9 protein-coding genes are annotated in these 12,996 nt (G+C 58.8%); 5 read left to right on the top strand and 4 right to left on the bottom strand.

Annotated features, from left to right (window positions below):
* Positions 1–38: 38 nt before the first annotated feature.
* Together FHR87_RS02680 and FHR87_RS02685 are read right to left on the bottom strand one after the other, a co-directional pair.
* On the bottom strand, positions 39–2,972 hold the full coding sequence (locus FHR87_RS02680; RefSeq protein ID WP_183165182.1) for a DEAD/DEAH box helicase family protein: 2,934 nt from the start codon (positions 2,970–2,972) through the stop codon (positions 39–41).
* Positions 2,969–4,972, bottom strand: a complete 2,004-nt coding sequence (locus FHR87_RS02685) for a site-specific DNA-methyltransferase (RefSeq protein ID WP_183165183.1) — start codon at positions 4,970–4,972, stop codon at positions 2,969–2,971. Before FHR87_RS02685 ends, FHR87_RS02680 begins: the two co-directional genes overlap by 4 nt.
* Before the next feature lie 107 nt (positions 4,973–5,079).
* Between FHR87_RS02685 and FHR87_RS02690 the strand changes: the two genes are divergently transcribed.
* Together FHR87_RS02690 and FHR87_RS02695 are read left to right on the top strand one after the other, a co-directional pair.
* Positions 5,080–5,487: a transcriptional regulator gene (locus FHR87_RS02690; RefSeq protein WP_183165184.1), complete on the top strand. Its 408-nt coding sequence runs from the start codon at positions 5,080–5,082 to the stop codon at positions 5,485–5,487.
* A gap of 130 nt (positions 5,488–5,617) precedes the next feature.
* Complete coding sequence (locus FHR87_RS02695) at positions 5,618–6,817, top strand: GGDEF domain-containing protein (RefSeq protein WP_183165185.1); 1,200 nt, start codon at positions 5,618–5,620, stop codon at positions 6,815–6,817.
* A gap of 9 nt (positions 6,818–6,826) precedes the next feature.
* Here the strand turns inward: FHR87_RS02695 and FHR87_RS02700 are convergent, their stop codons facing one another.
* Positions 6,827–7,939: a metallophosphoesterase gene (locus FHR87_RS02700; RefSeq protein ID WP_183165186.1), complete on the bottom strand. Its 1,113-nt coding sequence runs from the start codon at positions 7,937–7,939 to the stop codon at positions 6,827–6,829.
* Between the two features lie 143 nt (positions 7,940–8,082).
* Entirely contained in the window at positions 8,083–8,742 is a 660-nt protein-coding gene (locus FHR87_RS02705; protein ID WP_183165187.1) for a glutathione S-transferase family protein, read from the bottom strand.
* A gap of 208 nt (positions 8,743–8,950) precedes the next feature.
* Between FHR87_RS02705 and FHR87_RS02710 the strand changes: the two genes are divergently transcribed.
* From FHR87_RS02710 to FHR87_RS02720, 3 genes are all read left to right on the top strand, one after another.
* Complete coding sequence (locus FHR87_RS02710; RefSeq protein ID WP_246335765.1) at positions 8,951–9,382, top strand: hypothetical protein; 432 nt, start codon at positions 8,951–8,953, stop codon at positions 9,380–9,382.
* Positions 9,383–9,642: 260 nt separating this feature from the next.
* The gene (gene ftsH, locus FHR87_RS02715; RefSeq protein ID WP_183165188.1) at positions 9,643–11,481 is read left to right on the top strand and encodes an ATP-dependent zinc metalloprotease FtsH; all 1,839 of its coding nucleotides are present in this window, start codon (positions 9,643–9,645) and stop codon (positions 11,479–11,481) included.
* Positions 11,482–11,889: 408 nt separating this feature from the next.
* Complete coding sequence (locus tag FHR87_RS02720; RefSeq protein ID WP_183165189.1) at positions 11,890–12,981, top strand: LLM class flavin-dependent oxidoreductase; 1,092 nt, start codon at positions 11,890–11,892, stop codon at positions 12,979–12,981.
* The last annotated feature ends 15 nt before the right edge of the window (positions 12,982–12,996 follow it).

A 12,996-nucleotide genomic window follows, 5' to 3' on the forward strand; every position in this document is an offset into this window, starting at 1 on the left:
GCTGCCCGATTCCAGCCCTTTTACTATGGCTCGACCAGCTACAGCTTCAGCGCGCCTTGAGCATCGGCAGCGAAATTCGACCTGGTTCTGCTAAACGCCAATAGCTGGCTTAACGGCGCACCTTTGTGTCGCCAGTCGTGAAACAGCGACTCGCCCAGCAGCGCGTAATGCCATGGCAAACCACCACGCTGATCCAACTCAAGCCCGTTGATGCGCTCACACCAGGTCACCGCCGCCCTCAGTTTGCGCTGCACATTCGGATGGCTGATCTGCTGCTGTGCCTTGGTTTCCACCAAATAGATAGCCTCGGCGGTGCGCACCAGGAAATCCGGAAAGTAAAAAGCCGGCAGGCCGTCTTCCTTCACATAGCGCAAACGCACGAAATCATGACGGTTCTCACTGATTTTGCAGAACGCGGCAATGCTCGCATCTGCCTGTGCCCACTCAATAAAAGCGCGTTCCAGCCCACCGCTGTGAGTCGGGAACGGCAGCCGCTCATAAATGCACTTGCCCACCGCCAGCGAGGCGCTTTCACGCACCAATAGCCGCTTTACCTCCGAGAGTCTGCGGTGATGCACTTCAGTGCTGCCGGTCAGCGGTCGTTCTTCTGCGCGTAGCAATGCCAGAGCGAATACCTTGACGATGTGTTCGATCACCGGTTGCAGCAACAACAGCCGCCAGCCTTCATCGCGGAACGGCTCGAAGGCCGCGCCGAACAGCCGTTCGCGGATATAGTCGTCGAGTGCCGATGCCAGTTGCGCGGTGTTCATCTGCAGGTAAGGGTTGGCCAGATGCTGGGCGATCCTGTTGCCTTTGGGCAACGGCTGGCTCAAGGCCTGGCTGATGCGTCGAGTCAGACGCGACAGCAACTCGTTATAACCGTTGACGTTCATCACCACGCCGTCGACCCGATAGTCGCCGAACAGCGTGCTGCTCTGCAGATCCTGAGAGGTAAAAACGTCGCCCTTGCCCAGCAGTTTGGCCAGTGCCGTCCGGCTCATGGCGCTGAATGGCAGTAGCTCGGTGAGCTCGATTCGCGCATGTTCCAGGCTTTCCTCCGTCTCGCGCAGGATGAAGGGAAAGGCAAAATCGTACTGCTCGTAGCCGTCACGCAATTCGGAGGGGATCAGATCGCCGGTGCCGGAGATACTGTCGCCGTCATTACTGGTGACACCCACCAGCCCTTCGTCCACCAGTTCGTCGTAGAAACTCTGGAAGGCTGGATGCTCGATGATGGACAGAATATCGATCAGACTTCCCGGTTCTTCGCCCCGGTTGATGCGTTCGCGGTTCTCGCGTTTGATGTCAGCGTACTCCAAGTCGCGCCACATCAGCCGCAAGCCACGACCTATGGTCTGCTCCAGGAGGATCTGCGCCTGGCTCGAACGCAGCGGTACGATCACGCAGATATTATTGACGTCGAAGCCCTCACGCAGCATCAGCACGCTGACGATCACCCGTGGCTGCACGTGTCGATCCACATTGAACAGCCGCTGGCGCACCGGAGCCCAGCCCTTCTCGCCCAGTTCGGCCTTTTTGCCCGAGTCTACGGTCAGTACATCGTCTTCGTGCAGGCCCTCGTTGTGCAGGAACTGAGCAACCACAGGAGAAACCTTGGTGTCCTCGCAGATCACCAGCATCTTCGGATGGCGGTCGGGATCGAGGCGGACGAAATCCTGTTCCAGAGCACGCAGTTTTCGCAGCCCGGCGCGCAACATAACTCGCTGTCCTTCGGACAGGGCGACATTGCCACTTTCGTCTCGCTCGGCCTTGAACGCCAAGGGCAGCGCGCCGATTTCTTTGCGCTTGTCCAGCACCAGGGATTTCACCAGGCCTCGGCGCATAGCCTCTTTCAGGTCGAAGTCGACAATGATGTGTGGGAAATAGACCTTGCTCTTCTTCCTGCCGCTGCCTACGTCGTTATACGGCGTGGCGGAGAAGTCCACCTGCACGAAGCGTCGCCCCTTGCTTTCGGCGATGCGCGACAGGCTTTTCTGCCATTCCACCTCGCTGGTTTCACCCTCGCGCTTTACTGCATGGATATGGTGCGCCTCGTCGTTGAACACCATCAGATCCGGCAGACTGGCCAGGAACTCCAGCATGTTACCGCGGGCATAGCGGCGGTCCAGTACATCCAGGCTGTTGCCGGTGGCGTGTCCTGGCGTCAGCGGCAACACGTCGTAGGCGACGGTCGAGGGTTCGGCGACCATCGCCAGCGCGTCCATGGTCACGTCCTCGTCGATGTCCTCCACTTCACTCAGCAGGTGCCAATTAGTGATGGCGAGCATCCCGTTGCCGGTGGCCTTGAGACCGATTTCCCGTTTCTCGCAAGTATTGCCGCGGACGAACTGCTGTACCCGCTCCCGATGTGCTGGCGGTACGAACAGCTCGGCATAGCGCACCACATCGGAACTGGCGAAGTCGCGCGATTTGTCGCCTTCTAGCTCTTTGCCGAGGAAGGCGTCCAGCAGTCGCTCGTAGACGATCAGCCCCGGCGCCACCAGCAGAAAGCGCCGGGTGAAGCGCGGGTCGTCGCGTCCTTCGTCCAGCGCCGCGCTCTTGTTCAGCAACTGCCAGACCAGTAGCGCCTGCAGCACCCAGGTCTTGCCGGTGCCGGTGGCCATCTTCAGGCAGTATTTCGGATGGGCGTGCTTGGCCTGGTTCAGCTCGGTCAGGCGATGGTCGTCCAGCAGTGCATCGGGACAGGCTTGCCGGTACAGATCGACCAAACCAGCGCTGGCCAGCACCTCGTGGGCGACCAGGGTATGGAGGATCGCCTGGCGCTGGCCAGGGTGAAAATTCAGGTTCTGGCGGGCCTGGCAAGCTTCCTCGCCGAACCACCAGCGCAGCAGCTCGGCGGTGGTCGGCGTGACCAGCTCCAGAATGTCCGCCACGCCCTGTTCCAAACCGATGCAGAGCTGATTGCTGCGCACGGTCAGCGCCTTGGCAAGAGCCAACTGATCCTGGCTCATGGCTGCACCTGCGCCAGCACCTGGATGACTTCTGCTTCGAAGCCGAACACATCCACCACCCGCACGCAGACGCGGCGTTCACCAGCTTTATACGGGACCGAAAAATGCGCCTCGGCCACCACCCGCCATGAACCTTCATCCTTGGCGGTGTTGCCGCGATAGTCCTGCCAGACTGAGCGAAAGACCTCGCCGTCGTAATCCGGGTCCACCGCCCAGTACTCGATCAAGGCCAATGGTTCCCGGTTCATCACCTCATGCAGCTTTTTCCGGTTCGCTTCATCCAGGTTGATCGCTTCCGGCGACAGCAACACGTAATTGGCCAGGCGAACGTTTAGTCTCTCCTCTCGCGCCTGTCTCTCCTCACCTTCTGCGGGAGAAACTGAGGCTGAGGGTTGCCGTTCGATGGGGTAGACCGTCAGATATTGCAGGCTGGAAAAGCGCACCTGTCCACGCAACTTCTCGATGCTGTTACCCTTCTTTTTCAAGCGATCGAGCAGATCCGGCGGAATCACCAGCACTTCCAGTCGGTCATCCGCCAGCGCGGAGATACTCTCACCGATGGCCGGTTCGAAGTTCCAGCCCAGTACCACCACCTTGTCCCAGCCACCCAGCAGATTGTCGCGCTGGGCGATGGCCTTGTTCAGCGTGGCTACTCCGGTCATTTTGTTCGGCGAATCCACCAGTACCAGCGTCTTGCGTCCGCCAGCGGTCGTCGCCCCCAGGTTGCGCAAGGGATTGTCTTCGGGTTGCAGAGGCCGCGCGCCATAGAGCGACAACACGATGCTGGACAGATCGCCCACGCGAAAGCTGCGACCCAAAGCGCTCTTCGCGGCTTCGACCTGATAATCGCCGATGGCCTGGTAGAGGAAAGGCCTGGCTCCCTGGTCGATCAGTCGTTTGCGCATGATCATGCAGGCGGGCTTGCCGAGATCAGTGGTGATCCAGCGGCGTTCGAGTTTTTCGGCAACGGCGGCGGTGGTGCCGGAACCACCGAAAAAATCCAGGATCAGCGAGTCCGGCTCGGTCGTGGTCTGAATGATCCGCTCCAGCAGCGCCTCGGGCTTTTGGGTGTCGTAGCCGGTTTCTTCCTGCTTGCGCTTGAGCAGGTGATAGGCATAGAGCTGCTTGACGTCCGTCCATACTGTCGAAAGCGGAACGCCCTTGCTTTCATCAAGATACTGGCGCTCGAAGTAGCCTTTCTGGCGTTCGCGCGTCCGATAACGTCGCCCGTTTTCATCCACTTCGGTAAAGCGCTCAACCAGATATTTCTCCGAATAGGGCAAATACTCCTTGCGGTAGATATGCTCGCCGTATTGCTTGGCATACCAGAGCAAGTATTCGTGTGCCTTGACGATCTTGTTTCCCGCCGCCCGGCCGCCGCTGGGCGTGCCATAGGACCAGGTGACTTCAGTATTGAAGTTATCCTTGCCGAAAATTTCGTCAGCGATGGCTTTGACGTAGTGGCTGACCTGCATGCCAATATGAATGCACAAGCTGCCTTTATCCGAAAGCAACTCCCGCATCAGGATCAGTCGTGGCGTAAGCATCGCCAGGTACGAGGCCGTGCCATCCATCCAGGTATCCGAATAGGCGAACTGCTCGATCATTGTCGGCCGCTGTTCCAGCTCTACTCCGGGCAATGCGATCCTGGTCCGGTAATCCGCCTTGGAGTCGAACGGTGGGTCGATATAGATCAGGTCGACTTTGCCGCGCAGGCTCGGCGTGTGTTCGTCACCGGCCAGCAAGGCGGCCATCGCCAGCAGATTGTCGCCATAGATCAAGCGGTTGGCCCAAACCTGCGCAGGCTTTTCGCCAAGCAGGTCTTGCCGGTTAGCCGAAGCGATCCAGTCGGCTTCCCGCGAATCCCGTGAAGGCAGAACCCACTCTCGGGTTTGCAGGCTTACCCGGTGGCGTCCTTCCAGGCTTTCGAGAATCCGTTCGGCTTGCTGCCGCCCACGGGCGACGATTTCGGGGAGCTGTTCGAGCAGGGATTTGACCATGGTGCATTGCCGGCTTATTAGAAAGCTGACAATGAAATCAAAAATTTCAATAAAATTGAAATCAATAGTTCACTTTGTAATGAAAGCGGACTTTAGCGTCCGCTTCCATGAACGAGAAAACCGAATTCGCCGAAAGACTACGCAACGCCATGCTTACCGCGGGCTACCCTGACCGGCCGGCAGTGCTGGAGCGTGAATTCAATTCGCGCTACTGGGGGCGTTCGGTCACCTTCCAGGCAGCCTCTCGCTGGCTGCGAGGCCAGTCCATTCCCTCCCAGGACAAGTTGCAGGTATTGGCTAAATGGCTGGACGTGGAGCCACAGACGCTGCGCTTCGGCGAGCCATCGATACGGTCTTGCACAAGCGCGATCCAAGTGCAGGAAACCAGCGCCAACTATTATCTGGAGCGGGAAACCTTCGAAGCCTTCCTCTCATTGTCCACGCCGCAACGCAAAATTGTGCGAGAAGTGATCCTGGCGTTCGCCAAAGCCAGCCAAGCCGATAAAACAGAATGAACCGGGCCATTCATGCCACGGCTGTGTGAATCGAAGCACAGCGTTTCTGCGGTGAAACGGATGATCGCGTTCGCCACGCCAAAAGCCGGAAAATCGGCTCGTCGCCCTTTATGATGAAAGCCGCTGTTTTATGCTCCTGAATGATCCGGTCACGTTGCTCTTCATCATCACGCCATTCGGGATAATGACAACGCTCGTGCTTTTCCTGTCCTATGTCGGGCTCGGCAAACACAACGTCGCATTGCATTGGTGGACTACCGGGGATGCTCTGCTCGCGGCTTACCGCACCGTCGCGCTGCTACAGCCGGGTCTTCTGGGGGAGCAATATGCCTGGCTGGAAGTATTTTCTCCCGAAGCCGCCCTGATCACCGGAACCACACTTCTGCTGGTTGCCATCGGCTGTCATACACGGGCCTTGCAACACCTGTCCGAATGCGTTGGCGATAGCGTATGGCATGCCAAGGACTTGGCTTTGCCGACTCTTTACGCAGTTGGCGCAATTCTGACGATTCATACCGCGCACATATTCCCCTGGTTCACGTTGATGATCCTGGTGATGATAGGGCTCCAGTTCCATGCCACCAGTACGTTGAAAAGCCGTTATCGAGGCGCATGGGGATTACTCGCTGGGCAGGTGGTATTGATCTTTTTCCATGGCTCGTCACTGCTGATGCTATCGCTCGATCCACCGCCGCCTCTGCCTTTCGATAAACCGGACCTGCCCTCGATAACAGCTCTTGCCATGGATTTCATGGTCTCTTTTCTCTTCACCCTGAGCTTCGCCCTGATGCTGCAAGAGCAGCTTCGCCTGCAGGTCTTGCATCTGAGCATCACCGATACGCTTACTGGAGCCCTCAATCGCCGTGGCGCGTTTGCGCTCCTTGACAAAGAGTGGGCACAGGCGAAACGTCAGCGGTATCCGTTGGCAATTGCCATGATCGACCTGGACAATTTCAAGAAAATCAACGACGAACATGGACACGCCAGCGGCGATGCTGTGCTCCAGACCTTCTCTGCAACGGTCTTTCAGCTCAAGCGGCAAGCGGACGTGTTCGTCCGCTGGGGTGGCGAGGAGTTTCTACTGGTTTTTCCAAGGTCGGATACTCGGCAAGCGCAGCACTTCATGGAGCGTTTGCGCACTGCGCTGCAGCAACAGTCATTGGCAGCGGATTTGCGTTTACGGATCACGTTCAGTGCCGGCCTGGCCGACACCTTTACCATAGACAGCAAGGAAAATTTCGAATCCCTGCTGGGCGCTGTCGACAAGGCTCTCTACCGCGCCAAACGGCATCGAGACAGGGTCGAAGTCGTGGAGCATGCCGATCTTTGACCTGCAAGGCTATGCGGCAATCAGGCGAATGTGGGTGATTTCCGCCGGCGCGGCAAAACGAATGGGCGGCCCCCAGTAGCCAGTGCCGCGGCTGATGTAAACCTTCAGCTTGCCCAACTGCTGAATTCCAGCCACCCACGGCTGCTGCAAGCGAACGAAGTGGACCCATGGCCAGAACTGGCCACCGTGGGTATGCCCGCAAAGCTGCAGGTCGAAACCGGCTTCCAGCGCCGCGTGCGCCGAACGCGGCTGGTGCGCCAGGAGAATCTTGCGGGCGGCTTCTGGCGCTCCGACCAGCGCGGCGAGCGGGTCGCTCCGGTGGGTGTCGAAGTAGCGCCCGGCGGAATAGTCGGTGACGCCGGCAATCACCAGCTCGGCGCCATCGTGCTGGAGCACGAGATGCTCGTTGAGCAGTACTGACAGACCGATGCGCCGCAGTTCGTCGATCCACTGCAGTGCACCGGCGTAATATTCGTGGTTGCCAGTGACCACGGCGACGCCATGGCGTCCACGCAACGCTCCAAGCGGGGCAATATGGCGAGAAAGCTGAGCCACGGTGCCATCCACCAGATCGCCGGTGATGGCGACGAAGTCCGGGTCCAGACCGTTTACCCGCTGGACGATACGCTCGATATAGTCATGCTTGATCGTCGGGCCGACGTGAATATCGCTGAGCTGCACGATACTGAAGCCGGAAAACGCCTCCGGCAGCCCAGGCAGTGCGATTTCCACCTCCTTCACTCGGGCCAGACGGCGTGCATTGAACACACCGAACAGGCTGACCACTGCCACGATGACCAGCACCGCAACCGCTGATCCATGCGCCCAGGCAGAGGCTTCGCCGAAGGGTAGCAAGATCCCCAGCAGCACCAGCCGCAACAGTGAAAACACAGCCAGACTGGAGAAAACCCCCATCGTCAACAGGCTCACCCAGGCCAGCCACGGTTTCTGGATATTGCGCGACTGGAAACCCAGCGGCACCAGCAGAGACGACACCACCAGCAGCGCCCAGCCAATGAGCTGGCCAAGCGGTGGCAGGTCCAGGGATGGAATCAGGGAAAACCCGATCAGCAAGTGCAGGACCAGCAATATCGACAATCTTCGCACACGGGACAGGAGCATCGGTGTCGACCTTCTATGATCAAGAGCATTTCAGCCTATCGGGTCGGCGCTCGATATCAAAGCCCGAGGCAAAGCGCTTTCAGGCAGGATGCGATCAATCTCGCGCCCTTTCGGCAGAAACGGGATATGCCTTTACGAATAGGTTACCTACTGCGGAGGCTCTGATTGGGCTCATTCAAGACCTTGCTTGCCGAGGGACGTAACCGCATCCGATGTAGATAATCATGAAGCCCCGGTCTCTGTTCCAACCATACCGCACTGTCTGGCAGGCGCTGCAAATAATCGAGCATAGGCGTGAGGATAGCGTCAGCCATGCTGTAATCCGCTCCGCAGAAGAACTCCTGAATACCTACCTGTCGCTCCAGAAGCTCCAGGGTCTGGATGACCAGGGGTTCGGCAGCAATCACCGCTTCCCGATCGACAGGTCGTGACGGTTGCATAGGAGAAACCAGCAGCAAAAGATAATGGCGGATCAACCGATCATCGACATACAAGGCCAGGGCGGCCGACCACTGGTCCACTTCGACTCTCTGGGCCAAATTCCTCGGTTGCAAAGAAGACTGGGGAAACGCTTCGTCAAGGTAACGGCAGATAGTCGCAGTCTCAAAAATACGTCGCTCTCCATGCAACAGCACAGGGATCTTGCCAAAGGGATGCAGAGCCAGATGCTCTGGACTGCGTAGAGTTATCGTCTGGCCATTGATTTCGAGGCCGTACGTGTAACTCAGCAATTTCTCCTCGCAATACAGCCGAACACTGCGGACGAAGGTACTGAACCCGGGACCCAGAATATGCAGACTCATGTGGTCATTTCCTGAACAGAGATTGAAGTCAATATACTGCTGGGCATGACTTTATGTTCAAGAACATAGAGTCTGATGTTGGCACACTGTCTCTCAGCGCTCAGCAGCCCGAGGAAAAAATTCTCGTGGGGCCTTCTATCATCACTTTGCATCCAAGGCAGAGCTTTATAACGAAGCCTTTCGAAATGCAGCCCGAGCAGGTGGTGTGTTGCTTGAGCGGGTCGGTGCAAAAGATTTGCAGCAGATAGTGAAAAACTATCTTCAAATGGGCCATCGGGATGGCAATCAGATGCATTGTCCTTTGGCTTTTATGGTTAGCGATGCCTCTCGCCAGGATGAAGCCATTCGAAGCAGCTATACCCAAGTTTTCACGGCATTCATTGCACGCCTGGAGGCTGGACTTGAACCAACGACGACGAATACACGGCAACAGGCTCTGCAAATCGCGGTAGGCATGATCCGCTGGCCCGGGCTATCGATGATAGCAACTGGCGCAAGAGATCCTGATAGCCTGCCAAGCAGGATGTCTACGGCTTATAGAGCCTTGAATGGTAACGCAGCGATCCTGAAAACAGATTTCCAGGCGACCTGTCTGCCTGGATCGCGCCATGATCTTCGATGGACTGCGGCAAGCCGCTAGAGTCGCGTCTGCTTGATGCTGTCGTGAGTTGACGCAAGAGCCGCCTTCAAGCGTCCGACGCGACATGGCTCCAAGGCTTATCCGAGGTCGCCCATGCCTTGGCAGCCATGATGAGCGTCAAACACACCGTTGTCAGACATTCAGCATGGCTACTATTTGTGGATAGGTGCTGAATCTTGAACAGGTCACAGCCTGTTCGCTGCGCAGACCATGCGCAAACAGGCTCGGCAGAAGGCACGTTGATCCACATGGGAGGCACCGTGAAACAACAGGCGCAGTTTCATATCGGCTACTGGTTCATCGCCGTGTTGGGATTCATGCTCATCCAGAACCTGCTGACCGAACGACAGCAGGTCGCGCAGATCCCCTATAGCGAATTCGAGCAATACCTGAAGGAAGGCCGGATCACCGAGCTGGCGGTTTCCGAGCGGCAGATCGAGGGGACGCTCAAGGAGCCACTGCCAGGCGGCCAAACCCACTTCGTCGCGACCCGTGTCGAGCCGGATCTGGCTCAGCACCTGCAGCAGTTTCCGGTTCGCTATGCCGGCAAGATCGAAAGTACCCTGCTGCGCGATCTGCTCTCCTGGACACTGCCAGCGCTGCTGTTCTTTGCGCTCTGGCTGTTTCTGCTCAAGCGCATGGGGAGCGGGCTCGGCAGCGGCATGATGCAGATTGGCAAGAGCAAGGCGAAGATCTATGTCGAGACCGACATGAAGGTGACTTTCGCCGACGTGGCCGGGGTCGACGAGGCCAAGGACGAACTCAAGGAGATCGTCGATTTCCTCAAGGAGCCGCAGGCCTATGGCCGTCTTGGCGGGCGCATGCCCAAGGGTGTGCTGCTGATCGGCCCGCCGGGCACTGGCAAGACCCTGCTGGCACGGGCGGTAGCCGGTGAGGCAAAAGTGCCGTTCTTTTCCATCTCCGGTTCCGAGTTCGTCGAGATGTTCGTCGGCGTCGGCGCAGCGCGGGTCCGCGACCTGTTCGAGCAGGCCCGGGCCCAGGCGCCAGCGATCATCTTCATCGACGAGCTGGACGCCCTTGGCCGTGCCCGCGGCATCGGCCCGCTGGGCGGTGGCCACGACGAGAAGGAGCAGACCCTCAACCAGTTGTTGGTCGAGCTGGACGGCTTCGATACCTCCACCGGACTGGTCCTGCTGGCGGCCACCAACCGCCCGGAAATCCTGGACCCGGCCCTGCTGCGCGCCGGACGCTTCGACCGCCAGGTACTGGTGGATCGACCCGATAAAATCGGGCGCGTGCAGATTCTTCAGGTACATCTGAAAAAGACGCAGTTGGCAGTGGATGTCGATCCGCAGCAGATCGCCGCGCTGACCCCCGGTTTCACGGGTGCCGATCTGGCCAACCTGGTCAACGAAGCAACGCTGCTCGCCACCCGCCGGCAGGCCGAAGCGGTGGCGATGGACGATTTCACGGCGGCCATCGAACGCATTGTCGCCGGGCTGGAAAAACGCAATCGCCTGCTCAATCCAAAGGAGCGGGAAGTCGTCGCTTATCACGAAATGGGCCACGCCCTGGTGGCCATGGCTCTGCCGGGAATGGACACGGTGCACAAAGTATCGATCATCCCACGCGGGATGGGTGCGCTCGGCTACACCATCCAGCGGCCCACCGAGGATCGCTTTCTGATGACCCGCGAGGAGCTGGAAAACAAGATGGCGGTCCTGCTCGGTGGCCGTGCGGCCGAGTGGGTGGTGTTTTCCCATTTTTCCACCGGTGCTGCCGACGATCTGGTCAAGGTCACCGACATCGCCCGCGCCATGGTCACCCGCTACGGCATGTCCGAGCGCCTTGGCCATGTCAGCCTGGAACGCGACCAGCACAGTTATCTGGGGAACGAGCAGATATATGGGCTACCGGCTCGCCACGAATATGGCGAAACCACGGCAACCGCCATCGACAGTGAGGTGCAGGGGATCATCGAACGGGCGTTCCAGCGTACCGTGGCCCTGCTCGAAGAGCGCCGGGCATTACTCGAACGCTGTGCCCGCCGCCTGCTGGAGAAGGAAACGCTCGATGCCGGACAACTGGCCGAACTGACCAGCAAGCCCCGCAGCGAATCCAAAACCCCGACTGCCTGAACGACCCCAGGCTCAAGGCACTTTCCTTACCAGCGCTCTTGCGCAAAAGCAGGCGAGCGAAGCGAGGGCCATAAACGGGCACAGTTTGCATATTAGAATATGCAAAAAATGAATTTCCATCATATCGATTAGCTCTGTAGCCTTCTAAACAACAAGTCGGACAAGATCCTTTTCTTATAAGAGACTGTTCACGATCTCGCGAGCTAGAGCCAGACAAGGCGAAAATGGCTGAGCAAGCGGACCGGACTGGCGTGCGAGTTTACGAGTGGTAAATGAGCATTCCGACCGGGCTGGCGATCCAGGCCATTTTCAACGCCGTATGGCCGACGCGCAGCAGATCGTGAACAGGCTCTAAGCAAATAAGCAAGCTCTTGTCCCTCAAAACCCCACAGGCAGGAGCTTTTGCATATGAGCCTTCAAATTCTCGGCATGATCGGCCATCGTCTTTCCTCGGAAACCATCGCGCCGATAGGCCCGGTATTCGACAAGGACTACATCCGCTCTTTCGCCCAGGCCCATGAGAACGCCGGTTTCGACCGCATCCTGATCGGCTACTGGTCCGATCAGCCTGATGGCTTTCTGGTCACCGCCCTGGCCGGCCTGTCGACTTCGAAGATCGGCCTGCTGCTGGCCCACCGTCCAGGCTTCGTCGCGCCAACGCTGGCAGCCCGTAAGCTGGCTACCCTGGACAACCTGCTCGATGGCCGCCTGGCGCTGAACGTGATCAGTGGCGGCAGCGACGCCGAACAGCGCAAGGATGGCGACTTCCTCGACCATGACCAGCGCTATGCCCGTACCGACGAATTCCTCGACGTGGTGAAGAAAGTCTGGATCGAAGACAAGCCTTTCGATCACGCCGGCCAGTTCTACAAGGCCGAAAATGCCTTCTCGGCGATCAAGAGCGCGCAAAAACCGCACCTGCCGGTGTACTTCGGTGGCGCGTCGGAGGCGGCGATCCGGGTGGCCGGCAAGCATGCCGACGTTTATATGCTGTGGGGTGAATCACTGGCCCAGACCCGCGAGATCGTCGAGCAAGTCCGCGCCGAAGCGGCCAAACATGGCCGCGACATCGCCTTCAGCGTGTCCTTCCGGCCGATCCTGGGTGCCACTGAAGAGCAAGCCTGGGCCAAAGCCGATACCGTACTCGATACCGCCCGCACGCGGCTGGAACGGGAAAAGCTGGAGGTTTCCCTGAAGCCGGAAAGCATCGGTGCCCAGCGCCTGCGAGAAACCGTCGCCCAAGGCGCACGCGTGGACAAAAGGCTGTGGACCGGCATCGCCGGGCTGGTCGGTGGTGGACACAACTCCACGGCACTGGTCGGCACCCCTGAACAGGTCGCCGATGCCGTGCTCGACTATTACGACCTGGGCATCGAGAACTTCCTATTCCGTGGCTTCGATCCACTGAACGATGCCGTTGAATATGGCCGCGAACTGCTGCCGCTGGTCCGCGCCAAGGTCGCCGAACGCGAGCGCCAGGGCAACGCTCGCCGCGCCTGAGCCGTTCCCCTTTCG

Origin of the sequence: Azomonas macrocytogenes (assembly GCF_014191985.1) — a bacterium.
GTDB classification, from domain to species: Bacteria; Pseudomonadota; Gammaproteobacteria; order Pseudomonadales; family Pseudomonadaceae; genus Azomonas; species Azomonas macrocytogenes.